The organism is Candidatus Eisenbacteria bacterium (assembly GCA_016235265.1).
Taxonomy (GTDB): domain Bacteria; phylum Eisenbacteria; class RBG-16-71-46; order RBG-16-71-46; family JACRLI01; genus JACRLI01.
Window position 1 is genome coordinate 17,221 of the sequence record JACRLI010000005.1, and the last position, 23,879, is coordinate 41,099.

A 23,879-nucleotide genomic window follows, 5' to 3' on the forward strand; every position below is an offset into this window, starting at 1 on the left:
CATCCGTGGGAATCGGGGCCGCGATCCTACGGCTGCCAGGTGCGGGCGTTGCGCCTGTCGTAGTCGCTATTCTGCGCCGGCATCCCGCGCCCGCGCAGGGAACGATAGTAGCCGCGGGGGGTGTTCGTGATACGGACCGGCACACGCTCGGCCGCGACATAGCGCCACGGACCCGCATAGGACCTCGAGCCGTACCAGTTGCCTCCGAAGCTGTAGTACCAGTTCGCCCCATCCCGGTAGAGCTCCCCGGGACGGTGGTCGCGGGCGTAGGACATCCGGGACCTGGGAATGGCATACATGCGCGGCTCCACCGCGAAGCGGATCCACGAGCCGTCGGGCTCCCGATCGGAGCCGCGGCGATTGTAGCCGCGATAAGGACCGCGGTAGGGAGGCTGGTTGTCCCGGTCGTCGTAGCCGTAGTCGGAGTCGCGGGAGTAGCTGCCGTCCGAGTTGCGGAAGTAGCCGCCCTCCGCATCGCGGCTGTAGCTTCCGTCCGGAGTGCGCGCGTAGCGCTCGGTCACGATGCGTGAGTAGCTGCCGTCCTGGTTGCGATTGTAGCCTCCGGCCGGGTCACGGCTGAAGCTGCCATCCGAATTGCGGCTGTGCCGGCCGCCCGAATCCCCATAGCGGTCGTTCTGGTAGTCGCCGCGGTTCGGGCGCGCGAAATGGTAGTACCCGTTGGGGACCTGCATCAACTCCTGCGGCACCGCGTCGACGTTGCAGCGCGCCCACGTGCCGCGGTAGCTCTCGGACCGGTACCAGTTGTCCCGGTAGAAGGTGTACCAGTTGTTGTTCACCCGGTACACGTCCGCGCTCGGCACGTCCTGGGCGTAGTAGGCACTCGTGTTCGGCACCATGACCAGGCGCGGTTCGGTGTCGAAGAGGAACTGCGCCACGCCGTTGAGGTCCAGGCGCACGCTGAAGTCTGCCGCCCGTGCGGCGCGGACGGGCACCAGCAGGATGCACGCGACAGCCAGGCCAACAGCCAGGCTGGCGCGGAGCTTCGGTGTGAATGTCATTGGGAGCCTCCTTGAAGGGTCGATGGTGGTCCGAGGATGGTGTCTCGCAGGGCCCGTGGATGCGCTGCCCCGAGCTTCGCCATTTCCCTCGCGTGGCGGCCCGTATCCGGTTCCTTCCTGCTCACCGGGACCTTCATCCAGAGCGCATCCTTACATGCCCGTGCAAGAATGTCAAGACTTTCCCGCCTGCGCGGGCCGTGGCCCGACCGACCGCCCTGCCGCCGTCCCTCCACCACTCCAGGTCACGTGATTGCCGTGCGTTGAGCGGGTCATGGCCGCCCACCCGGGCGGGAACCCGGCCCATTCGGGGAGGATGCAACCTTTCGTGCCCGGCACCCGTCTATACTGACCAGAATGTCATTCTGGTCACTTACCGGGGGGGCCGATGTCCCGAACGCCCGACGCGACCATGCGCTCGCGGATCCTCGATGCCGCCGACCGACTCCTGGTCCGCAGCGGCTTCCGCCGCATGACGGTCGAGGATATCGCCTCGGAGGCCGGGATCGGCAAGGGCTCCGTATACCTTCACTTTGAGAGCAAGCAGGATGTCGCGCTCTCGTGCATCGACCGCATGGCCACCCGCATCCTGGGGCTCCTGAAATCGATCGCCGCGCGACCCCTGCCGGCGGCCGCGCGCCTGCGCGCCATGCTTTGCGCCCGCGTCCTGGAGCGTTTCGACTACGCGAGCCGGCACGCGCACAGCATCGACGAGAAGCTGGCGGTGATGCGACAGGCGATGCTCGAACGCCGCGCAGGACACTTCGAACGCGAATCGGCCGTGCTCGACCGGGTCGTGGAGGAGGGCCGCCGCTCCGGCGAATTCACATCCGCGCCGAGGCGCCCGGGCCGCACGCTCGTCACCGCCACCAACGCCCTGCTCCCCTACAGCCTGAGCGCCCGCGAACTCGGGGAGCGCGCCGGCCTGGCCCGGCGCACCGAGGAAGTCGTCGGGCTCCTGCTCGCCGGCCTGGAACCGAAGTCCCGTCCCGCGAAGCCCCGCAAACGGAGGATCCCATGAACCGACGCCTCACCCTCGCCACGTTCGCCGCACTCGCGGCGATCTCGCTTGCCGCGCCCACACGGGCGCAGCTCTCGCCGGGCCCGCCGGACGAGCCGGACACCCCCATCGACGCCGGCACGAAGTCGGCGGTGATCGAATCCCTGGCCGTCGCGGTGAAGGACCGCTACGTGTTCGCCGAGAAGGGCGCCGAGCTGGCCCGGATCCTCAGGCGGCGCCACGCGAACCACGAATACGACCGCATCTCCAGTTCGATGGAGTTCGCCGATTCGCTGCTGGCGCACGTGCAGGCTTACACCCATGACCTCCACATGCGCGTCCACTACCGCCACCAGCCGATCCCGCCGCCCCCGGCCGACCGGCGCGGCCCCGGCGAGGACGAGCTCCGGCGGCGGCGCGAGGGCGAGCGCATGCGGAACTTCGGGTTCGAGCGCGTCCAGCGCCTGGCGGGCAACGTGGGCTACCTGGACCTGCGCCAGTTCTCGGGCCTGTCCGATGCGCACGCCACCGCGGTGGCGGCGATGAACTTCCTGGCCAACTCCGACGCCGTGATCATCGATGTGCGTCGCAACGGGGGCGGCGACCCGGACCTGCTGCAGACGGTCCTCACCTACTTCGTCGCGCCCGGGGAGCGACTGCACATCAATGACTTCTATCAGCGGGAAGGCGACCGCACGGTGCAGTTCTGGAGCGCGGCACAGGTACCCGGGCCGCGCCTGAACGGCAGGCCCCTGTACGTGCTCACCAGCGGCAACACCGGCTCCTGCGCCGAGGAATTCGCCTACGACGTGCAGACGCACAAGCTCGGCAAGCTCTACGGCGCGACCACCGCCGGCGCCGCGAACCCCGGCGGGTTCTTCCGGCTGAGCGAGCACCTGGCGGCGTTCATCGCCACCGGGAGGGCGGTCAACCCGATCACGAAGACGAACTGGGAAGGGGTGGGCGTGAAACCGGACGTGGACGTCCCGCCGGCCGACGCGCTGCGCGAGGCGCACGTGGCGGCGCTGAATGCGCTGCTGGAATCCGCGAAGGACGACGAGCAGCAGGCCCTGCTCGGCCGCGCCCTGGAGCGCGCGAAGGCCGCGCCGAGCGAGCCCGCGGAGGACTTTGCGCGGGCCGGGCGCCGCAAGTTGGGCGGCTGAAGCGACACCGCAGGGACTCCGGCCCGATCGTCATTGGGGCTTGTCCGGCACGGTGAATGTGATCTAGTTTCAACCCCACGCATGGTCGCGCGCGAGCGTCGCCGGGGGCCCTGCGCCATGGGCGCGGGGCTCCCGGCGCCTTGTCGGCCCGGCTTGCTCGTTTCGCAGGATGTACCACGCAGGGAGGACCGTCGCCGTGGGGCGCTTCGAGGACAAGGTCGCGCTGGTGACCGGTGGGACCAGCGGCATCGGACGGGCCACCGCCCTCGCCTTCGCCCGGGAGGGCGCGCACGTGGCCATCGCCGGACGGCGGACGGATAGATTGGCGGAGGTGTCGAAGGCTGCCCGCGCCCTCGGGGTGCGGGCCCTGGAACTCCCCGGCGATGTCCGAGAGCCCGCCGCCCTGGCGGACTGGGAGGGCCGGATCCGTTCGGAATTCGGCCGGGTGGACTGCCTGGTCCAGGCGGCCGGGGTGCTCGGCGCGGGCACCGCGGACGACACCACCGTGGAGGAGTGGGACCGCCAGATGGACACCAATGTCCGCGCGGTCTTCCTCGCCACGAAGGTCCTCACACCCCTGCTCCGCCTGGGCCGCGATCCTGCCATGGTCTGCGTGTCCTCGATCACCGCGTACCGCCCCTACACCAACCGGGCGGCCTACTGCGCCAGCAAGGCGGCGGTGGACATGTTCACCCGCTGCGCCGCCCTGGACCTGGCCGTGCACGGGATCCGGGTGAACACGGTGAACCCGGGGCTGGTGCGGACCGAGATCCACACCGTGACCGGTGTGGTGAAGAACTACGCCGAGTACATCGAGAAGGCCGGTGCCTCGCACCCGCTCGGGCGCGTGGGGGAACCGGAGGACGTGGCTGCCGCGATCCTTTTTCTGTGCTCAACGGAGGCGAGTTGGATCACCGGGGCCCAGTTGGCGGTGGACGGCGGACGCGGGCTGGTGCCGACGTCGTGACGCAGAGCTGCGAACGGCTGCCGATGTCGTGGGGTGGCGGAGCAGACCGGTGCCGATGTCGGGATGCAGGGCCGGGGGCCTCTCCCCGGACTCCTATTGCGGGTGCGCGAAGTACCGCCTGGGCTCCGCCAGCAGTTCCCCGGCGATGGCTTCGGCAGCCAGCCTGTGGCCGCGCACGCTCAGGTGCACCTTGTCCACGGCCCTGGAGCCCACCAGCCGGTCGATGAACAGGTGCTCGCGCCAGCGTGGCCGGAAGCCCGGGTACAGGTCGAGCACGCCGATTCCGCGGGCCCTCAGGAACCGCAACAGGTCGTCCTGCGCGGCACGCTCCCCCGCTCGAAGCTGCGATTCCATGGGAAAGACCACCACCAGCAGGCGCGCACCCATCCGCGTCGCGGCATCCTGGATCCTGGCCAGCGCCTGCTTCGACTCCTGCGCACCGTCCCTCCGGTGCACGTAGTGCGTGTAATGCAGCCACGCGGGAAACGCCTCCGGGTACGTCGACTGGAGGTCCTTGAGGGTCTGCTTCAGGAAGAAGAGCGCCCGGCTCCGCGCGAGGAGCCCCGGGAGCGAGAGACCCTGCGAACCCGGCTGATTGAACGCGGTGCGCAGGACCAGCCTGCCTGACTCGAGCATCGGGGCCTCCCCCGCGTCGTTCATGCAGTACCCGAGGATCACCAGGTCCGGCCGGGTGCGCGGTCCCAGGGCCTTCACCATCGCCTCTTCCTGGATCGTATTGTACCCGGGCACACCGGCGTTCAGCACGGCCACCGGACCCAGCGCCGGGTCCGCCGAGAGCTGTCGCTCGAGGAATGCCCCGAAGGTGCTGTCGTAGGGCACCGCCCCGGCGAAGACCACGGAGTCGCCGATGAGCAGGATCCGGTGCCGGGGAGGGGCAGGGTCCCGGGGCCGCCAGCGGATTCCCAGCGAGTCGGTGCGCACGTTCCGCTCGCGGAAGTTCGCCGCCAGGCGGTAGTCCATTCCCGGAACGGCGGAGGGCTCGAGCAGCCCGTGGGTGTCGGCACCAGGAATGATGGCCTGTCCCAGGACCACACGCAGGCAGATCTCAAGCCCCAGGAGTCCGGCGGCAATCGTGATCAGCAGGGCCGCGCCTGCGCGGAGGATCTTGCGCCTCATGGGTCCTTCCTGGTGTTCCTGCCGCAACGAGGCGGCCCCGCGAGGGAAACCGTTCGCGCGCTGCCTCCGCGCTCCCGGCTCCACGGTGATGCCCGCCGGCGCACAATCCGGCGGGGTGCGCTAGAATCGGGCCATCCCGGCCGGGCCCGAGCCCGGACCGCCCGATTCGTCAAGTTGACCGGAGGAACCGTGCCACCCGTGACTCCCCCCACGCTTCCGGTTTCACCTTCCGGGCCCACCCCGGTCGTCTCGGTGGTGATCGCCACCTACAACCGCCGCCCCAAGCTGGAGCGGGTGCTGGCGCATCTGCTCCAACAGACACTTCCAGCCGACCAGGCCGAGATCCTGATCGTGGACAATTCCTCCACCGACGACACCGGCGCCTGGGTGGCCTCCCTCCCGCCCGGGCGGCAGCCGGCGCTGCGCTACTTCGTGAAGGACCCCAACGGCCCGGGCTCGGCCCGGAATTTCGGGGCGCGCCACTCCCGCGGCGAGTTCGTGGTCTTTCTCGACAGCGACGTGCTGCTGGACTCGCAGTGGCTTGCGAGGGCCGTCGGGCAACTCCGAGGGGACCCGTCCCTGGGCCTTCTCGGGGGCAAGCTCCTCTACGCGTTCGCCCCGGATCGCGTGAACGCGTTCGGCGGGGTCACCGGCTGGATCGGCCTGTCCTGGGACGCCCACGAGGGCGAGCCCGACCGCGGGCTCGACCGGCCCCGCGACTGCCTGTGGGTGAACTCCTCCGCGATGATCGCGCGGCGGGAGTTGTTCCTGGAGGTGGGGGGATTCGACGAGACGTTCTTCTATGGCTACGAGGAGGCCGACCTCGGTTGGCGCATCAACCTGGCCGGATCGCGCGTGGGCTGCTCCCCCGACCTGGTGGCCCACCACGACGTGGACCCGGCCACCGGGACCAGTGACCGCCAGGTCGTGTACCATTACTGCAAGAACCGCCTGCGGACCCTCATCCGGAACAGCTCGCCGGGCCGTCTGCTGGCGTGCCTGCCGGCCTACGCTCTTTACTCCATCGCCGACCTGGCGCTGCGGGGCCCGCGTGGACCGAAGCTCGCGGCCCTGCGCTGGAACCTCGCGTCCCTCCCCGACACCCTCAGGCTCCGCGCCGGGACCCAGGCCCGCCGCAGGGCCGCGCCCGGCGCGGTGGAGCGGCTGATCAGCCCGCGGTGGTTCCCTGCCGTGCCGCTGAACAACCAGCGGCGGCGCCCCGTTCCGGGGTTCGACGCCGGCGCCGGCGCCGCCGGAACCGGACCCGGCGCGGCGGACGACCGCGTGGGATCGCCCCCGGGGCCGGCGACGGGCGCCTAGCCGGGCCGCGCCAGCAGTTCCTCGTACGTATCAAGCAACGTGGTCGTGTAGCGGTCCCAGGTGTACTGCGAAGCCATGGCCACGTTCCGGAGGCCGACGCGACGCGACTCGTCGCGGTCGTTCCACAGCCGCCGGACGGCGGCGGTGATCGCCGCGGAGTCGCCGTAGGCAATCCGCTCCCCCGCGAACGGCAGGGGGATGCTGGAGACCACCGCGCATCCCGAGGCCATCGCCTCCACCAGCGCGATGCCGAACGTCTCGCCTCTCGAAGGCAGCAGGAAGATCCGGGCCCGCGCGAATTCATCCCGCAGCGCCGCCCCCCGGACCAGTCCGACGAATTCCGCGTTCCCTGGCGCGCCGCGCCGGAACTCCTCCACCGCGCCCCAACCCACCAGGCGGAAGCGCACCTCCGGCAGGGCCCGCGCCGCATCGAGGACATTCTGCACGCCCTTGCGGACGTCGATCTTGCCCACGAACAGCACCACGTCCTCCTTCTCCCTGGCCGGATCGTACAGTTCCAGGTCCAGCCCCGGATTGGTCACGATGGCCCGCGACGGGTCCACCCCGAGCTGCAGGCCTTCCTGGAGGGAGAAGTCGCTGAGGAATGCCGTGCGGGTGTAGGGCTGACGCACCAGGTGGCGCTCCCAGGCGCGCCACGCCCGGCCCATCAGGGGGCCCTGGATGTCGAGCCAGGAGTCGCCGCAGATGCCGAGCATCTGGCAGACCACCGGGATGCCGGCCCGCCGCGCCGCGCGCAGCGAGGGCAGACACGCGTGATAGTTGAACGACTGGATGATGTCGGCCCGGCGGGCCTCCTCGTCGAACTCCCGGTCGGCCAGGTTGTAGCGGTAGCGGTGGATGGGCAACCGCCGGGTGACGATGCCCTCGTATTCGGCCAGGGCGGGATCGCCGGTGCACAGGACGCGCACCTGCGCCCCGCGCCGCTGCAGGTGGCGCGCGGTCTCCAGCACCACGACTTCGCCCCCGCCGCGGAAGTCGGGAGCGAAGATGTCGTGCGCGATGAGGACCTTCAAGACGCACCTTCCGGTCGGGAAACCGGGGGAATCACACCGAGCCGGGGCATGATCGGCTAGCGCTTGCGGACCAGCACGTTGCCCAGGACCAGGAGGTCCATGTCGGACTTGGTGAAGGTGTTGTGGGCGTTGGCCGGCGTCGTCACGATGGGCTCGCCCTTGAGGTTGAAAGAAGTGTTGAGCACCACCGGCACGCCGGTGGCCCTGCCGAAGCGCTCGATCAACGAGTGATACAGCGGGCTGGTGTCGGGGAAGACGGACTGCAGCCGCCCCGAGCCGTCCACGTGGGTGATGGCGGGCAGCGTGGCGTGGTGCTCGGGCCGGACGGGGGCGACCAGCAGCATGAATCGCGCGGGCATCTGGGCGCCGATCCCGGGGAAGTCGAAGTACGTGTCCACGGCCCCGGACAGGACCGAGGGCGCGAACGGGCGGTAGGGCTCCCGGAACTTGATCTTGGTGTTCACGATGTCCTTCATGTCGGCGCGTCTCGGGTCGGCCAGGATGCTCCGGTGCCCCAGCGCGCGTGGGCCCCACTCGAAACGGCCCTGGTGCCATCCGACCACCTCGCCCGCCAGCAGGGACTCCACCACCCGGTCGAGCATCGAGTCCGTGTCGCCGATCACCTGGTGCGGAATGCCGGCCTGGCGCAGCCAGTCCACGGTCTCCGCCTCCGAGTACTCCTTGCCCCAGTACGCGTGCTCCATCACGAAGCCCCGCGGCCTGCCCAGCAGTTGGTGGTGGACGTACAGCGCGGCGCCCAGGGCTCCCCCACCGTCGCCCGCGGCCGGCTGCACGTAGACTTCCTCGAAGGGCGTCTCGCGGAGGATCCGCCCGTTGGCGACGGAGTTGAGGGCCACGCCCCCCGCCATGCACAGCCGCTTCATGCCGGTGGACTTGTGCAGCGCGTTCACCATGTGGAGGAGCACTTCCTCCGTGACGCGCTGGATCGAAGCCGCAATGTCGGCATAGTACTCGTTGAGGCGGACGGCTTCCTCGAAGTCCGCCGGCTTGGGCCCGAAATAGGACGGGTAACCGGATGAGCCGGTGTAGAAGTGCAGGCCGGGAGGGCGGGAAGGCCCGAACAGCTCGAGGAACCGGGCGTTGAACGTGTTCCGCGTCGAGTAGTGGAAGCTGAAGTAGTCCATGTCGAGGCGGAACGACCCGTCGTCGCCCAGCTGGATCAGCTTCCAGACCTTGTCCACGTATCGCGGGGTGCCGTACGGGGCCATCCCCATGACCTTGTACTCGCCCTCGTTGACTTCGAAGCCGAGGAACGCCGTGAACGCGCTGTAGAGAAGGCCGAGGGAATGCGGGAACCGGATCTCCGAGGCCAGCGCGATCTTCTCTTCCCGGCCCGTTCCGAAGCTCGCGGTGGCCCACTCTCCGACACCGTCCACGGTGAGGATGGCGGCTTCCCGGAAGGGCGAGGCGAAGAAGGCGCTCGCGGCGTGCGAGGCGTGGTGGTCCACCGCCAGCACCTTTTCCTGGGGCACCTCCAGGCGGTCCGCGATGAGGCTCTTGGCCCACAACTTCTCGGAGAGCCAGGTGATCATGCTCTCCCGGAACAGGGTGTAGCTGCGCGGAAAGGACTGGAGGGTGCTGGAGAGGATGCGCTCGAACTTCGCGAACGGCCGCTCGTAAAAGACCACGTAGTCGAGATCGCCGGCCTTGAGGCCGGCCTGCTCCAGGCAGAATTCGATCGCCAGCGTGGGGTAGGCGAAGTCGTGCTTGATCCGGGAGAATCGCTCCTCCTCCGCGGCCGCCACCAGCACGCCGTCCCGCAGCAGGGCCGCCGCCGAGTCGTGGTAGAAACAGGAGATCCCCAGAATGTTCATGCGGAGCCCCCGCCCGCGCGGATGCTAGAAACCATCCTGGGCGTCCTTCAGCTCACCGGCCGGTGGAAGGGAAGTCCAACGCGGGGGGCGCGCCTTCAGTTCCAGGGGATCGGTAAACAGCCGGGAGACGAGGGCGAAGGGCGCCACCGCCACGAAGTAGAGGATCGTGGTGACCACGCGCGAAAGCAGCAGGCCGATGGCCTGCGCCACCCGTTGCCAGCCGCGCCAGAGCCGCTTGTAGAAGGGCGCATCCGGAGGCAGCGGGGCCCACCGCTTGCTGGAACTGAGCTGGACCGCGGGAGAGCTGGCCGCCATGGGTCAGGCCGGCATCCGGGCGGGGGAGTGGACCGTCCGGGATGCCGCGACGCGGGACAAAAGACAGCGAATTCTCATCTCAGGATCCCTCTGCGGCCCTGCTTGTATCGGTTCTTGAGTTATTGATATTAGCGGGCGCGCGGCCCGGATGTCAAGGTTCCAGGCCCAGCATCGCGGCCCCAGGGCGGGCGGCGGGCCCGCCCCGCGCGGGGGCCGGCACCCGGGCGGCCTGTCCCCCGAGAGCCGGGGCCGCCGCGAGCATGGCCCCGATCAGCATCAGGGTGTGCAGCCCCGGATCCGACCACAGCGAGAAATCAATGGTCTGCTGGAGCGCCTCGAACAGGAGCCCCAGGGTCAGCCCGTAGCACACGAGCCGCATGGAGCCGGAGGTGGAGGCGACCGCCCGGAAGCCCGCCTGCAGCAGGGCCCCGAGAAACAGCAGGAACGCTCCCAACCCCAGCACCCCGGTTTCCGCGAGCACCAGGAGGTACAGGTTGTGCACGGGAGCCGTGACGCGAACCCCGATCTCCTTCCGGAAACCGTCCGCTTCCCGGAAGATCGCCTCCAGGTCGGGTGCGAGCTCCTCGAGGTACAGGCGGAAGTTGTTCAGTCCCACGCCCAGCAGCATATTCTTCCGCGCCATCTCCAGCGCGACGCGGTTGTAGCGGGCACGGAACTCCACGGATTCCGACCAGTCGCGGCTGAACCGCTGCTGGATCTTCCCGGCGATCGGCAGGAGTGCGAGCAGCAGGAGCATCGCGCCCACCGCGGCGAGGCCGGCGGCCCGCCGCGCGCTCACCAGGCGCAGGGCGGTGAGGCCCAGGAGCACTGCCGCCAGTTCCAGCATGCACAGCACCCAGGGGCCGCGCGACATCGTGGAGGTGAGCCCCAGGAGCCCCATCCCCACGACCGCCGCCGCCGCCAGCCGCACGCTCATCCGGGTCGCGGCGAGCCACAGCGCCAGGAACGCCGGGAGAAGGAGCAGCAGGTAGGACGCCAGGTAGTTGGCGGCCGCCATCGTGCCCCCGGACCGGAGCTGCATCCGGTCGCCGAACCGCTCCGCAGCGGTGGCCGCCGCCGAGCCGCTGATCCCCACGAATCCCAGGAGTCCCCCCTTCACGTTGAACACCGCCTGGGAAATCGCGATACCCGACTGCAGCACCACGGCGGTTCCCAGGGCCACGGCGCACAGGCGCCACTCGCGGAGACCGAGATTCGCCCGGGCGTAGGCCAGGACCACGAGCAGCTTGAAAATCCGCCAGGCCTCGCACAGCCCCCAGTCGGGACGGGCCGCGACCAGCAGGGAAGCCCCGGAGGCGGCGGCGAAAGGAAGCAGCCAGGGCCAGAGCGGCCGGCCCCGGGGAACCAGGTCCCGCCTGGGATTCCTGGATTCGCCCATCCACAGGAGCAGCAGGCACGCGAACGGGAGATCCGCGGGAATCCAGTACAGACCCTGCGACCCAAAATCACCGATCCACGAGTCGAACGAGAAGTACTGCCGGTTGTAGGTGAGGGCCAGCACCCACGTGAAAAGCAGGACTTCCTTGGGCCGCCTCGAGAGGATGGCCAGCCCCAGGATGCCCATGGCGAGGGCGGCCAGCAGACCCTGCCGGAGAGGCTTCCCCACCATGAACAGGGCGAGGGCGCAGGCGGCGACCCCGAGGAGCGCGGCAAGCACGGGCAGGGCCGGTCCCAACGACCGGCTCCCGCCGCCCCGAACAGGGTTCAACGCAGGCTCCGGATCTCCAATGAGGTCACCGAGTGCGCGGGGAAGGTGTACTCGAAGCTGTTCGCGACACCGTTCACGTCACTCCTCGCCACCTGCACCTCCCCCGGCGCGCCGCGGTTGAACCGACGCCACGGCTGGGCCTCGGATTGCCGGGCCCACACCAGTCCCGGGACCGGGACCGAGGTGCCCAGCTCGGTGCCGGTGTTGGCGTCGGGACCGGTGCCGTTGAGCGTCCACGCGACCGCGTCCGGACGCGGAACGAAGTCGTTGATGCGGATCTTCGCCCGGATGGGACGATCGAGGTGCCGGTTCACCGCCATCAGGAACAGGCCCCGCCCGTCGGTGGTCCGGCTCGCCACCACGTCCAGGTACGGAACCCCGCGCACGCGGTCCACCGCGCCCATGCCGGGCGTGTCGAACGTGGGAGAGGTCGTTCGCGCGCCCACCAGCACGTCGCCGAAGTGGCGGGTGTAGAGCTGCAGCGCCAGGTAGGGCGCCGTCGGCGCCCAGCCGCCCTTGCGCCGGCCGATGCTGCCCATGAACGAGTAGTCGGAGAGTTTGAAGAAGTTGGCCACCTCCACCTTGGGATTCTGGAGGAAGACATTCATGACGCTCGCGTCGTAGAGCGCGGAGGCCAGGGTCTTCACGTGATCCACCATCGGGCTCTTCGGATCCACGTGAAACAGCGCCCCCCACTCCGTCACCGCGATCGAGATCCGCGACGCCCGGCGCGGGGCATACTTGGAGATCTGCGCGGCCACGTCCGCCAGGTTGCGGGCGATGAGGGCGGGGGCGGCGAGCATGGCCCGGTAGGCGTCCACCGGATCGGGATCAGGCACCCCCATGAGCACCGGCGCGTAGGCGTTGTGCACCGCGAGGAAGTCCATCTCGTCGCCGGCCCGGGTGAGCAAGGTCCTGTTCCAGTTGGGGTAGCTGATGAACTGGTAGCGACCGTAGTTCTCGCCGCCGATGGCCCCGATCTTGAGCGTGGGATCCGCCTTGCGCATGGCCCTCGCGTACGCCAGGAAGCGGTCCGCGTACTTCTCCGGCGGCATGCTCGCGGAGGCCAGGCCCTTGCCGTCGCCCTTCATGTAGAGCTCGTTGCCCACCTCCCACCAGTCCACGCGCCGGTCGGCGGGCGTGCGCCCAGGCGGGTTCACGTAGCGCACCCATTCGGCGGCCTCGTCGGGAGTTCCCGTACCGGCGTTCACAGTGACCAGCAGGTGCGCTCCCGCTCCCTTCGCCAGGGAGAGGGCTTCCTCGGTGCCGTAGGTGTGGCGCGAATTCGGCCCCCCGGGATACTGCTCCGTCGTCGGGCGCGACGCCTGGGGCCCGATGCCGTTCTTCCAGTGGTAGTAGTCGGAGAAGCCCGCGCCCGGCGAGCGGATGAGGGACACCCCCAGCTCCCGGGTGAGCCGCTGGATCTCGGGGTTTGCGGCATTGGTCTTCGCGTCCCACGCGCCGGCGAATTCCTGCATCCACTCGGCGTTGATGCCGTAGAGCGTCCGGGGAATCACGCGGATGTCGCTGCGCGCGTCGATCGCGATGTCCGCCTGCAGCAGCGGCGCCGCGACAGTCACCGTCGGGGGGGCAGCGGGCGAAGCTCCCTGCACCTCGATGCTGACGTCGTCGAACCAGGCGGTGCCGGCGGTTCCGTCCACGGCGCAGAACAGCACCAGGCTCTCGCCCGTGTCCCCCGCGGGCAGCTCGAAGGTCGCCTCCTTGAGCACGAAGCGCGAGTCGCGGGAGGTGTGGGTGAAGGAAGCGAGCGGCCGGCCGGAATTGGGCCCATCGAGCGGCACGAGGCCCACCACGCAGGAGGCCGGGGCCGAGGCGGCCAGCCAGGCCGAAAGATGCAGCTTCTGGCCCCGGAAGCGGGCCGCCGGCAGGACCTGGCCCACCGCGAGCGGCTGCGGGCCCGGGACATTGGCGGAATTCGGCTCGAGCTTCAGGGAGAAGGACCCCGAGCGCCTGTGGTTCCGGTCGAGCGTGAGCGTTCCCTTGGCCAGCACCTTGGAATCCACGACCCAGTTTGCGGGCCGCCCGCCGTCCGCCTGCTCGAATCCACCGTTTGCCGGGGTCACCCCGAGGTCAACCACCGCGTTGGGCTTGGAGCGGCACTCGGGAGCGCCCCCCAGCCCGCCTGTCGTCAGTATGGTCAGCGCCACGGCCGCGAAGATCCAGCGTGTCCTGGTCATGTTGCCTCTCCCTGGGCCTTCGGACCCGGGCCCGCCGTGGGGCGCGGTTCCGACTCCCGCTCAGCGGTCCGCCTGCCCCACCAGTCGCCGGTAGAACCAGCCGGGCACGACAAGCTGCCTCCGATTGAGGATCGCGCCCAGGATGGCCATCCGGTGCATGGAAAGGTCCTGGCGGATCCGTTCCAGCATCTCGAATCTCGTGCGGCCTGCTTCGGCGACCAGGATCACCCGGGGTACCACCGCGCCGGCGACCAGGGCCTCCGTGCCTTCCAGTATCGGGGGCGTCTCGACGAGAACCATATCGAAGCTGCCTTCGGCCGCGGCCAGGACGGCCCGGAGGGCATCCACAAGCTCGGCGTCGTTGGGTGCCGGGGACGAGTTCCCGGCGGCGGGGACCGCGGAGAAACCCCACGAGGTGGCCTGGAGCGTCTCCCGGGCCTGCGCTGTCCCGTGGGCGATCGCCTGCAGCGACCGCCGCGGATCGAGCCCGAAGGCGGTGGCCAGGACGGGCTGGTGGCGGCGGAATTCCACCACCAGCGCGCGGAGTCCCAAGCCTTCCTGCAACTCGCGGCCGATCCGGACTGCGGCGGTCGTGGTCCCGCACCCCGCGCCGGCGCCGCACAGGAGGAATGCGCGCACGGGCCCCGAAGCGGCCATGCCGGCGAGGGCCAGCGCCGCCTTCGCATACGAGGCCGGGGGCGCCGAGAAGACCGCGGCGGGCCCGGGATCCGGAGCCGGCAGGGCGGCCCCGCCGGCGCCCGCGGAGGAGTGGAGCGCGGCGTCCAGGACGGTTGCGATCACCGGGGCCCCGGCCCACTGCTCCAGGGCCTCCGCCGTGTGGATCCGGTGGTCAAAGAACTCGGTCAGCGTGACCCATGCAGCCGCCGCGAACAGGGACACCGCCAGGCACACCAGCAGGAGCATGGACTTGCGCATGCCGCTCGGGCCCAGCGGATCGGTGGCGTACTCCACCACCGCCACGTTGCCGATTCCCTGCTGTCCCAGCGCGCTCGTGGCGCTGGCCTCCTCCAGCTTCCGGCGATACAGGGCGTCGTTCTCCTCGAGCCCCGCCAGCGCACGCTTCATCGAGGTCCACGTCATCTGTTCCTGCTGCAGGGAATCCAGCTGGGCCTGCGCCCGCGCGCGGGCCCGGCGGCGCGCCTCCTGGCTGGCCTGCCGCTCCAGCAGGTCGGTGCGCAGGGAGGAGCGCAACAGCCCCATCACCAGGTCGAACTGGCGCTGGGTGTTCTGCGCGCGCCGGCCGTCCTCGAGCTCCACCAGCTTCAGGCGCTCCCGCTCCCGGCGCAGGGCCGAGAGATCCACGATCAACTGCTGGAGATAGGAGCCTTCCTTGAACGAGCCCACGGAGGAGAAGTCGGGGTCGTGCTGGGACGCCTGGGCCTCGAACCGCTCGACGCGCGCCCGGGCCTCCTGGCACGCCAGCCCCGCTTCGTCCTCGGCGTTCTGCAATTCCGCGAGCTGGCCCACCAGCGTGCGCTTCTGGTCCTCGAGGGAGCGGATGCCGCCGGCGCGCTCGAAGCGCTGGAGTTCCTGTTCCGTAGCCGCCAGCCGTGACCGGCTCTCCCCCGCGCGGAGGCGGAAGAAGTTCACCGCGCTGCGGTCCTGGAACAGGGTGGAGCGGAAGCGCTGGTAGCGGTCGATGATCGTGTTGAGCACCAGGCTCGCGCCCTCGCGGGCGGGGAGTGTCAGGGTGGCCACCACGATGTTGGAGTCCCGCTGCCGGGTGACCCGGAGGGAATGCTCCAGCATCGCGATCGCCTGCTGGCGCGGCGTCAGCTTCTCGCGGAACCCCAGGACCACCAGCGCATCCGTGATCCGAGTACGGATGCCGAGGACGGCCTGGCGCAGCTGGTGGCGGGCCCACGCGAACGGCCCCCGGGGAGCCGGGGCCGCCGCCGGCGCGCGGTCCAGGCCGAGCTGGTCCACCACGCCCGCGAGCAGTTCCCGGTTGTAGAGGATCTCCACCTCGGAATTCACGTCCAGGGCGCGCTCGGCGATGAACATGGACCGCGGGTCCAGCACCGTCGTGGGCGCGGCCTGTTCGCGCCCGATCCGCACCAGGAGCTTGGCCGAGACTTCGTAGGCGTCCTCGCGCAGCAGGAACATCCACGCCAGCGCGCAGACCAGGGCCGTCACGACGATGATGACCACCGCGCGCAGGTGCCTGAAGACCACCGTGGCGATGTCGCGCATGGACGTCTGGAAGACATCCTGGGTCATGACTGCCACCCCGGGACCGGCCCGCGCTTTCCGGCCACGCTACTGCACCGTGAAGCGGCTGTTGAGCGCATAGGGGAAGGACAGGCTGCGGGGCACGATGTCATTGATGAACTGCTGCACGAACTGCCCCACCCGGGCGATGGCCGTCTTCGGGACGTACACCACGTCGTAGGGAGCGAGGATCACGTCGGGATCCCGGCCGTCGAGGACGCGGTCCAGGTCAATCTCGCGGACGGTGCTGCTGTCCGGGCCGGCCGAACGCAGCAGCAGCACCTGGCTCAGCCGGGCGGAACCCCGGGCGCCGCCGCGCGCGAACAGCGCCTGGGCGCAGGTCAGCCGGCCTTGCACCGGGCAGGTGCCCGGGGAGACCACCTCGCCCCCGACGTACACCAGCTGCGGCGTGGCCGACCTCACGATCGCCGTCACTTCCGGGTTGGGAATGAGGCGCGCGTACTTCTCGCGCAGGCGGTCCGAGAGTTCCCCCGGCGTGAGATCCGCCGCCTGCACCTCCCCCACGAGCTGGAGAGAGATGTAGCCGTCCGGGCGGATCACCAGGGACTCGTTGAGCTCGGGACTGTAGTAGAACTTGATGTCGAGTCCGTCGCCCGGGGCAAGACGGTAGGCAGCCCGCGGCCGGGTGGTATTCTCCGGCCCGGCGGGAGCGAGGGCCGCGTCCGGGCGGCCGCCCGCGCAGCCGGAGAGAGCCGGCAGCCCCAGCATCCACATCGCGACGACGAACCCCGCGGAGATCGGGAAGCGACAGGCGCTCCGCCCACCCGCGGGCTGTCCCGCGGGCCCGGCCTGCGGCGGCCGAATCGGATTCACGATCCCGCCCCCGGGGACCCGGCCAGCTGCGCGACCCGGCCGTTCGCGCGAGCCGCGTTCCGCTCCGAGGCCAGGGTTTCCACGCAGTCGTCCATGCGGGAGACGAAGCCGTCCCAGGTGAACAATCGGGAGCGCTCCAGCCCGGCGGCGCCCATGGCGCGCGCCTTCCCGGGATCCTCGGCCAGCTCCGCCATCCGCGCCGCGAACGCCTCGGGCTCGGGGGATTCGAGGAAACCGGTCGCCCCGTGGAGCACTGTCTCGCGCGGACCGCCGCGATCGGTGGCCACCACCGGCTTTCCGAATGCCATCGCTTCGACGGGTATCATGCCCCAGTCCTCGTTGAACGCGGTGAACAGCACTCCGTAGCAGGAGCGGTACAGGGCCCGCAGCTCGGCGTCGCTGGGAGACGGCGCGAATTCCACCCCGGAGTCCGCGCCGAGCCCCGCCTTGAGCCGGTCCAGGTAGGCGACGCTCTTCCGGTCCACGTGGCCCGCCACCACCAGCCGGAAATCCCGTCCCCGCGGGCTCGTCTCCCGGAAGCGCCGGAAGGCCGCGATCCCCAGGTCGATGTTCTTGGTCCACATGATGCGCCCGGGAATGAGGAAGAAATCCCCCAGCGGGCCCGGCGCCGGCTCGGGATCGAATCCCACCCCGAGGCGCACGGTTTCCACCCGGCCGGCCGCCGCCAGCCGGCCTTCCACGATCCGCCGGGTGACCTCGCCGCTTATCGATAGGATGTGATCGTAGCGGTTCCACGCATGGCGGTCCACAACCCGGAACGCGGCCGCCGCCGCCCGCACCACGGCCGCGGTCCAGGGTCCGCAGGACTGGAAGTACCGGCCGCGGTAGGCGGGGTCGAAGGCGATCCGCAGGGGCGTCATGCACAGGCAGATGCTGGGCACCGGGACATTCCGGAGCACGGCGAGGTCTCCCAGGCCGTCGGTGAGCACGACCAGGGCGTCGTAGCCCTCGAGGGGCAGGCGCTGGGTCAGGATTCGCAGCGCCGCCTGCCCCGCGGGGACCACCGAGCGCCGCACACTGACCGGGTTCAGCTCCACCACGTCGCGCTGGAGCAGCTCCGGATAGGTGTCGTGCCGGGCGTACCGGTTGGTGAAGATGGTCCAGTGGTGCCGGCTGCGCCCGGTGAGCTCGACGACCATCCGCTCGGCCCCGCTCTTCAGGTACACCCAGGGATAGTAGAGGGCGACCTTCATGCCGGCGCAGTCTCGACGCCGCGGGCGGGCTCCGCGGTGGAGCGGAAGAACTCCGTGTACCAGTCAATGGAGTTCCGGAGCCCCTGGTCGAGCCCGTAACGCGGGGACCAGCCCAGCATCCGGCGGGCCTTCTCCGCCACCATGAACTGCTCCCGGATCTCTCCGCTGGCGATGTTCTGGATCACCGGCTCGAGGTCTTCGCGCCCCATCTGCTGGAGCACCTTGCGCACCAGGTCCAGCACCGTCAGCCGGATCTCGAGGCTGAAGTTCATCGCCTCGCCCGCCAGCGACCGGTCGGCCGCGAGACACTCCGCGAGCCGCAGGTAGCCGAGCACCGCGTCCTCCACGTACAGGAAGTCGCGGACGAACTTGCCGTCGCTGCGGATGAGGAAGGGCTGCCCCTGGAGCGTCGAGCGGATCACGCCGGGAACGGTGCGGCTGAAGTTCAGGTCGCCGCCCCCGAACAGGTTTCCGCAGCGGGTGACGCACACCGGCAGGCTGTAGGTCGCGGCGTACATTCCGCAGATCAGGTCCGCGCAGCTCTTCGAGACGTCGTAGGGGTACTTGCCGTCCATGGGGTGGGTCTCGAGGTACGGCAGGCGCGTGGAGGCCCCGTAGGCCTTGTCCGAGGACGCGACCACGATCTGGCGAACCGGGCACTGGCGCGCGGCTTCCAGCAGGTTCCAGGTCCCCCGCACGTTGGATTCCAGCGTGCCGACCGGGTCGTTCTTGCCCACGCCGACGAGTGTCTGCGCGGCGAGATGGAAGACGGTGTCCACGTCGTACTCGCACATCGCCCGGCGCAGCAGGGCCAGGTCCTCCAGCCCGCCGCACACCACCGGGACGCGGCGGTCCCAGCCCTCCCGGACGAACATGCTCGCGGGCGCTCCGTCCCGGACCAGCGCCACCACCGAGGCCCCCCGCTCCGCGAGGGCCCGCACCATCCATCCGCCCAGGAAACCGGTCGCGCCGGTCACCAGCACGGCCCTGCCGGACCAGAACCCGCCTGCCGCGTCGGGCTTCACGGGCGCGCCTCCCCCATCCCGGGCAGCGCCGCTCCGATCCGGGGAGCCGCGGCTTCCACCCGACCCGGGTGCGACCCGTTGCCGAGGGACCACTTGGCCTCGCCGCACTGGAACAGCCGCTCCAGCTCCTGCTGGTCCTTGCTGGTGTCCATGGACTTCCAGAAGCCCTCGTGACGGTAGGTGTGCACCTCGCCACGGCGGACCAGGGCGGGGAAGACCTCGCTTTCCAGGTTCTGGCCCTCCCAGAAGTCGAAGACGCGCTTCTCGAACACGAAGAACCCCGCATTGATCCAGCAGTCGCGAATCACGGGCTTCTCCTGGAAGCGGTCCACGCGGCCGCGCTCGTCGAAGTGCACCGTTCCGTACTGGGAGCGCAGCGGCACGGTGGTCAGCGTGGACATGCCGCCCGAGGCCTTGTGGAAGGCCAGCAGATCGTGCAGCCGCACGTCGCCGATCCCGTCGCCGTAGGTCGCGAAGAACGTGTCGCCGACGAACTCGCTGCACCTGCGGATTCGCTCCCCCGTGTCGCTGTCCTTGCCGGTGTCCAGGATCCGCACGTCCCACTCGGGGAATCGGCCCTCGAAGTAGTCGAACAGGACCTCCTGGCGATGTCCCGCCGCCAGCACGAAGCGGGTGAAGCCCTGCTCCGCGTACAGGCGCATGATGTGGACCAGGATCGGCCGGCCGCAGACCGGCATCATGGGTTTCGGATAGTGGTCCGTGAATGGGTAGGACCGGGTCCCGGCTCCTCCGCACAAGATCACAGTTTGCATGTTCGTGCTCCCCAATGGCGGCGGCGAGGGTCCCGCCTCCGGATGCGAGCTAGTAGGCATTCTCCGCGCGGAGGACTGCCGGAATGGTTGCGGCCAGGATATTGAGGTCGAGCCCGACGGACCAGCGATCCACGTACTCCATGTCCAGCCGGGCGATGGTCTCGAAGTCCTGCCGCCGGCCGCTCACCTGCCACAGGCCGGTCATGCCCGGCAGCACGCTCAGGCGTCGATGCCGGGTGTGATCCTCCATCTCCGTGGCGATCCAGGTCGGCAGCGGGCGCGGCCCCACCAGGCTCATCTCGCCGCGGAACACGTTCAGCAACTGCGGCAGCTCATCCACGCTGGTGCGCCTGAGGAACCTCCCGACCCGGGTCAGGCGCGGATCCGCGGTGATCTTGAAGACGATGCCACCGGCCTCGTTCAGGCTGGAGATGCTGTCCCGCAACTCCTCGGCGTTCGCCACCATGGTCCGGAACTTGAACAGCGTAAACGTCCGGCCCCCGCGCCCCACGCGGGCCTGGCGGAAGAGCACCGGGCCCCGGGATTCGAGCGCCACCGCGACTCCGGCCGCCAGCATCAGCGGCAGGAGCAGCAGGAACGCGATCGAGCCCAGGCCCAGGTCCACGGCCCGCTTCAGCTGCCGCCCGGGGAACCGCGACGCCGGGTGGAGATGCCACACGATCCGCGCGGCGCCGCCGGGCAGGGCCGCCGCCTGGCCGCGCGCGTCGTCGAGCATGCCGAGGTCGGTCGAGACCCTCACCCCGAGATCCCGCCCCAGGGCCCACGCGAACCGCAGGTCGTCGTACTTCGACCGCATCGGCAGGGCCACGAAGATCTCATCCACGCACTCGCGCCGCACCACCGCACCGGCATCGGCCAGGGCTCCCATCCAGGGAATGCCCGGCTCGTGGCTCCCCAGCTCGGGCTGCAATTCCGAATCCACCGCCCCCACGATGGTGCGCGCGGGGCGCTCGCGCCGGAGGGCCCGGGCACACCGCACGGCCATCGGTCCGGTCCCGACCAGCAGGGTTCGCAACCTCATTCGCTCCGGGGCGCGGGCCTAGGCCTCGAGCTGGGGGCCCCCGGCGTAGGTTCCGGGCATCGGCTCGACTGAACCCAGCGGGAAGGCGCCGAGATCCATCGCCGGCGCTTCCGGCATGACCTTCCGGACCACCTTGCCGACCTCGTAGTTGTGCTCGGCCCACGCCATGAACCGACGCAGGCCGTCCCGCAGGCCGACCCGGGGCCGGTAACCCAGGTGTCCGAATGCCTTGGACAGATCGGGACACCGGCGCATCGGCTCGTCGGTCGGGTAGGCGTCGGGGTATTCGAACAGCTCGATCTCCAGGGGCAGCCCCGTCACGTCGCGCAGGAGCTTCGCGAGGTCCATGATCGAGATCTCGGGATCCGTGTTGCCGATGTTGTAGGGCTCGCCGGGGGTTCCCAGGAGCAGCACCCTGAGGCAGCCGGCGATCCCGTCGGAGAGGTAGCACATGGTGCGGGTCTGGGATCCCCCGCCGAAGACCTTGAGCGATTCGCCCTTGAGGGCGCTGCACGCAAACGTGGGCAGCACCCGGTAGTCGGCCGCGGCCATCCCGGGGCCGTAGAAATTGAACGGACGGACGATCTTGGTCGGCACCCCGTGCTTGCCGTGGAAGATGTAGCACAGGGTCTCCCCCGCGCGCTTGGACTCGTCGTAGCACGCCCGGGGCCCGAGGCACGAGACGTTGCCCCGGTAGGTCTCCGGCGTGGGCACGGCGGACGGTGCGGGATCCCCGTAGATCTCGCTGGAGCTGAAGTACAGGAACGCCTCCACGCCCTTCTCCACCGCCATCCGCAGGGCGTTGGTGGTCCCGATGGTGGCGGTCTCCAGGGTCTCCAGCGGGAACTTCCGGTAGTACACCGGGCTCGCGATCCCCGCCGCGTGGATGATGAAGTGGACGGGCCCGTCCACCTGCATCGGCCGGGTCACGTCCGCCTGGATGTGCCGGACGCCGTTCGAGGCCGGCCCGCCAGAGCCTCCGCGCACGATGTGGTTGTCCATGGACACCACCCGGCACGGCGACGCGAGGAGCTGCTCGTTCGCGTACTCGAAGAAGTCGGTGAAGGCGCGGCCCAGGAAGCCCGAGCCCCCGGTGATGAGGACGCACCGGCCCGTGAATCTGTGAACTTCGTCGCCAAGTCCCCCGGCGATCTCGCGAACATCCTGGATGCTCAGTGTGCGGTCATGCATGGTGTGAGATCACCTCCAGCTTGGGGAGGGGAACGATGAAGCGTCCCCCGTGTTCCAGGTAGGCAGCATGCTTCCGGGTGATGTCCGCGGCGAAATTCCAGGCGAGGATCAGCACGGCGTCCGGCCTGCGCTCGTACATCTCCGACACCGGAAGAACGGGTATGTGGTAACCGGGCGTGTAACGGAGCTGCTTCAGGGGACTGTCATCGACGATGAACTCCACGAGATCCCGGCCGATCTCGAAGTGGTGCATCAGCGTGGTCAGCTTCGCCGGCGCGCCGAACCCCGCCACGACCTCCCCCCGGGTCTTGAGCCCGGTCAACAGGCCGCGCAGCTCGTCCCCCAGGGAGCGGATCCTCCCGCCGAACTCCTCGAAGGTGCGCCGGCTCCGGAGCCCGGCCCGGGCCTCGAGCGCCAGCAGCTCGTCCACCGATCCGCCCCGGGGCCGCCCGCCGGTCGCCCGTTGCGCGACCGCCCGGAGCGAACCGCCGTGCGTGGGCACGCGGCGGGCCTCGATCAGCTGCATGCCGTGGCGAGCCAGGAGCGTCTCCAGGGGGCCGACGGCGTGGTAGCAGAGATGCTCGTGGTAGGTCATGTCGAAGAGCGTCTTTTCGATCACGTCCAGGAGGTAGGACACCTCGAACACCAGGATCCCGTCGGGGGCGAGCAGCCCCGCGACCGCGTCGAGCACGCCGTGGAGGTCGTCCACGTGCGCGAGCACGTTGTTGGCGGCGATCACGGACGCGGGACCATGCTCCGCGCGGATCCGTGCGGCCAGCTCTCCGGTGAAGAACTCCGACAGCGTGGGGATCCCGGCTTCGCAGGCGGCCCGGGCGATCTCGCGGGCCGGATCCACGCCCAGGACCCGCATGCCGCGGGCCTGGAACGGGCGCAGCAGGATCCCGTCGTTGCTGCCGATTTCCACCACCAGGGAGCCGGGGCGAATGCCGGACTCGCCCACGACGCTCTCGGCGTACTTCTCGAAGTGCGCGATGAAGGATGGGGACGTGGAGGAGACATAGAGATAGTCGCGGAAGAGGACGCCGGGATCCACGACGTCGAGCAGCTGGAGCAGCCCGCACTCCGGGCACAGGAACAGGTCGAGGGGGAATGTCTCCTGGGGCTCACCCATCTGGTCCGCGCGCACGAAGGAGTTGGCGAGCGGGGTCCTGCCGAACGAGAGGACCGGCTCGAGCGAGCGGTCGCCGCAGGCCCTGCAGTCGGCCCGCCGGGTGCACGCGAGCGGGGACGGCTCGGCCTTGGGATGGACACGGACCATGGGGGCGGACCTCGCGATGTGCCTGCGCCGTCGTCGGCCCGACCTCCGGGGCGCCCGGTCATTCGGCCGCCGGACGCACCAGGATCTCACCGAGACTGTGTGCCTCGCATGACCCACCCCTTGAGTTACCCTCCCACACACCCTCGCCCGGTCTGGGGGCTCACGCTGGGCTAAACTGCATGGCCCCATGCCCTGGGCATGGAACCTGCTGGCTGCGGCCTGTGGCAAAAGTATTAGGGATGATCCTATCATTGGGGACGGTGTGGATGCAAGTGCGCGAATTGACCATGGCATTACGATAATATGACTCACGATACGCACATCTCATCTGTCGCCGACCACGCATACGACTCCCCGGGGCCCCCGGGCCCACAACCCGAAGGTCATTCAACACTTCATCCTTGCGGCGCCATACCCGACCCGGTATTATTTTCTGGGGCTTCCGGGAATGGTGTGGGTAGATTCATTGGGCTGAGCTCAGGGTAGCCGGGTAGAGATCGAGACCACCGCAGTGGAAGTAGATCGCGTTCTTGAAGCGAACCCGGTTGCGGAAGCCACAGGCCCGCCGCTTGACC

General features: G+C 69.7%; 19 protein-coding genes. 4 read left to right on the forward strand and 15 right to left on the reverse strand.

The window, feature by feature from the left end:
* Window positions 1–26 precede the first annotated feature (26 nt).
* A complete protein-coding gene (locus tag HZB25_03005; protein ID MBI5836194.1) occupies window positions 27–1,019 on the reverse strand; it encodes a hypothetical protein in 993 nt (330 codons plus the stop codon).
* Between the two features lie 385 nt (window positions 1,020–1,404).
* Between HZB25_03005 and HZB25_03010 the strand changes: the two genes are divergently transcribed.
* The 3 genes from HZB25_03010 (at window position 1,405) to HZB25_03020 (ending at window position 4,146) form a co-directional block, all read left to right on the forward strand.
* The gene (locus HZB25_03010) at window positions 1,405–2,037 is read left to right on the forward strand and encodes a TetR/AcrR family transcriptional regulator (GenBank protein ID MBI5836195.1); all 633 of its coding nucleotides are present in this window, start codon (window positions 1,405–1,407) and stop codon (window positions 2,035–2,037) included.
* On the forward strand, window positions 2,034–3,179 hold the full coding sequence (locus tag HZB25_03015; GenBank protein ID MBI5836196.1) for a S41 family peptidase: 1,146 nt from the start codon (window positions 2,034–2,036) through the stop codon (window positions 3,177–3,179). The genes HZB25_03010 and HZB25_03015 overlap by 4 nt, the downstream gene beginning before the upstream one ends.
* A gap of 196 nt (window positions 3,180–3,375) precedes the next feature.
* Window positions 3,376–4,146, forward strand: coding sequence for an SDR family oxidoreductase (locus tag HZB25_03020; protein MBI5836197.1), 771 nt, complete (start codon window positions 3,376–3,378; stop codon window positions 4,144–4,146).
* Between the two features lie 93 nt (window positions 4,147–4,239).
* Here HZB25_03020 and HZB25_03025 read toward each other — a convergent pair whose 3' ends face one another.
* Window positions 4,240–5,283: an SGNH/GDSL hydrolase family protein gene (locus HZB25_03025; GenBank protein ID MBI5836198.1), complete on the reverse strand. Its 1,044-nt coding sequence runs from the start codon at window positions 5,281–5,283 to the stop codon at window positions 4,240–4,242.
* A 198-nt stretch (window positions 5,284–5,481) separates the two neighbouring features.
* Between HZB25_03025 and HZB25_03030 the strand changes: the two genes are divergently transcribed.
* Complete coding sequence (locus HZB25_03030; GenBank protein ID MBI5836199.1) at window positions 5,482–6,603, forward strand: glycosyltransferase family 2 protein; 1,122 nt, start codon at window positions 5,482–5,484, stop codon at window positions 6,601–6,603.
* Here HZB25_03030 and HZB25_03035 read toward each other — a convergent pair.
* The 13 genes from HZB25_03035 to HZB25_03095 all read right to left on the reverse strand — a co-directional run bounded on the left by HZB25_03035 (window position 6,600) and on the right by HZB25_03095 (window position 23,304).
* Window positions 6,600–7,637: a glycosyltransferase family 4 protein gene (locus HZB25_03035; GenBank protein MBI5836200.1), complete on the reverse strand. Its 1,038-nt coding sequence runs from the start codon at window positions 7,635–7,637 to the stop codon at window positions 6,600–6,602. The two genes, HZB25_03030 and HZB25_03035, sit on opposite strands and share 4 nt — an antisense overlap.
* A 56-nt stretch (window positions 7,638–7,693) precedes the next feature.
* Entirely contained in the window at window positions 7,694–9,472 is a 1,779-nt protein-coding gene (locus tag HZB25_03040; protein MBI5836201.1) for a hypothetical protein, read from the reverse strand.
* A 24-nt stretch (window positions 9,473–9,496) separates the two neighbouring features.
* The gene (locus tag HZB25_03045) at window positions 9,497–9,787 is read right to left on the reverse strand and encodes a hypothetical protein (protein MBI5836202.1); all 291 of its coding nucleotides are present in this window, start codon (window positions 9,785–9,787) and stop codon (window positions 9,497–9,499) included.
* Window positions 9,788–9,938: 151 nt separating this feature from the next.
* Window positions 9,939–11,483, reverse strand: a complete 1,545-nt coding sequence (locus HZB25_03050; protein MBI5836203.1) for an O-antigen ligase family protein — start codon at window positions 11,481–11,483, stop codon at window positions 9,939–9,941.
* 29 nt (window positions 11,484–11,512) lie between these two features.
* Entirely contained in the window at window positions 11,513–13,714 is a 2,202-nt protein-coding gene (locus tag HZB25_03055; GenBank protein MBI5836204.1) for a hypothetical protein, read from the reverse strand.
* A 60-nt stretch (window positions 13,715–13,774) separates the two neighbouring features.
* Entirely contained in the window at window positions 13,775–15,955 is a 2,181-nt protein-coding gene (locus HZB25_03060) for a hypothetical protein (GenBank protein ID MBI5836205.1), read from the reverse strand.
* Between the two features lie 39 nt (window positions 15,956–15,994).
* Window positions 15,995–16,780 (reverse strand): polysaccharide biosynthesis/export family protein, encoded by a 786-nt coding sequence (locus HZB25_03065; GenBank protein MBI5836206.1) that lies wholly within the window; start codon window positions 16,778–16,780, stop codon window positions 15,995–15,997.
* On the reverse strand, window positions 16,777–17,994 hold the full coding sequence (locus HZB25_03070; protein ID MBI5836207.1) for a glycosyltransferase: 1,218 nt from the start codon (window positions 17,992–17,994) through the stop codon (window positions 16,777–16,779). Before HZB25_03070 ends, HZB25_03065 begins: the two co-directional genes overlap by 4 nt.
* On the reverse strand, window positions 17,991–18,938 hold the full coding sequence (locus HZB25_03075) for a GDP-mannose 4,6-dehydratase (GenBank protein MBI5836208.1): 948 nt from the start codon (window positions 18,936–18,938) through the stop codon (window positions 17,991–17,993). The genes HZB25_03070 and HZB25_03075 overlap by 4 nt, the downstream gene beginning before the upstream one ends.
* Before the next feature lie 77 nt (window positions 18,939–19,015).
* Window positions 19,016–19,792: an NTP transferase domain-containing protein gene (locus HZB25_03080; GenBank protein MBI5836209.1), complete on the reverse strand. Its 777-nt coding sequence runs from the start codon at window positions 19,790–19,792 to the stop codon at window positions 19,016–19,018.
* A 49-nt stretch (window positions 19,793–19,841) separates the two neighbouring features.
* Complete coding sequence (locus tag HZB25_03085; protein ID MBI5836210.1) at window positions 19,842–20,828, reverse strand: exopolysaccharide biosynthesis polyprenyl glycosylphosphotransferase; 987 nt, start codon at window positions 20,826–20,828, stop codon at window positions 19,842–19,844.
* A gap of 24 nt (window positions 20,829–20,852) precedes the next feature.
* On the reverse strand, window positions 20,853–22,025 hold the full coding sequence (locus HZB25_03090; GenBank protein MBI5836211.1) for an NAD-dependent epimerase/dehydratase family protein: 1,173 nt from the start codon (window positions 22,023–22,025) through the stop codon (window positions 20,853–20,855).
* Window positions 22,018–23,304 carry a class I SAM-dependent methyltransferase gene (locus tag HZB25_03095; protein MBI5836212.1) on the reverse strand — a complete coding sequence of 429 codons (1,287 nt, stop codon included), beginning with the start codon at window positions 23,302–23,304 and terminating at the stop codon, window positions 22,018–22,020. Before HZB25_03095 ends, HZB25_03090 begins: the two co-directional genes overlap by 8 nt.
* Between the last annotated feature and the right edge of the window lie 575 nt (window positions 23,305–23,879).

What these genes read in the sequence shown, in the direction of transcription:
- HZB25_03005 (MBI5836194.1), bottom strand. Translation starts at nt 1,019, where the DNA reads ATGACATTCACACCGAAGCTCCGCGCCAGCCTGGCTGTTGGCCTGGCT.
- HZB25_03010 (MBI5836195.1), top strand. Translation starts at nt 1,405, where the DNA reads ATGTCCCGAACGCCCGACGCGACCATGCGCTCGCGGATCCTCGATGCC.
- HZB25_03015 (MBI5836196.1), top strand. Translation starts at nt 2,034, where the DNA reads ATGAACCGACGCCTCACCCTCGCCACGTTCGCCGCACTCGCGGCGATC.
- HZB25_03025 (MBI5836198.1), bottom strand. Translation starts at nt 5,283, where the DNA reads ATGAGGCGCAAGATCCTCCGCGCAGGCGCGGCCCTGCTGATCACGATT.
- HZB25_03040 (MBI5836201.1), bottom strand. Translation starts at nt 9,472, where the DNA reads ATGAACATTCTGGGGATCTCCTGTTTCTACCACGACTCGGCGGCGGCC.
- HZB25_03045 (MBI5836202.1), bottom strand. Translation starts at nt 9,787, where the DNA reads ATGGCGGCCAGCTCTCCCGCGGTCCAGCTCAGTTCCAGCAAGCGGTGG.
- HZB25_03055 (MBI5836204.1), bottom strand. Translation starts at nt 13,714, where the DNA reads ATGACCAGGACACGCTGGATCTTCGCGGCCGTGGCGCTGACCATACTG.
- HZB25_03060 (MBI5836205.1), bottom strand. Translation starts at nt 15,955, where the DNA reads ATGACCCAGGATGTCTTCCAGACGTCCATGCGCGACATCGCCACGGTG.
- HZB25_03070 (MBI5836207.1), bottom strand. Translation starts at nt 17,994, where the DNA reads ATGAAGGTCGCCCTCTACTATCCCTGGGTGTACCTGAAGAGCGGGGCC.
- HZB25_03075 (MBI5836208.1), bottom strand. Translation starts at nt 18,938, where the DNA reads ATGGTGCGGGCCCTCGCGGAGCGGGGGGCCTCGGTGGTGGCGCTGGTC.
- HZB25_03080 (MBI5836209.1), bottom strand. Translation starts at nt 19,792, where the DNA reads ATGCAAACTGTGATCTTGTGCGGAGGAGCCGGGACCCGGTCCTACCCA.
- HZB25_03090 (MBI5836211.1), bottom strand. Translation starts at nt 22,025, where the DNA reads ATGCATGACCGCACACTGAGCATCCAGGATGTTCGCGAGATCGCCGGG.
- HZB25_03095 (MBI5836212.1), bottom strand. Translation starts at nt 23,304, where the DNA reads ATGGTCCGTGTCCATCCCAAGGCCGAGCCGTCCCCGCTCGCGTGCACC.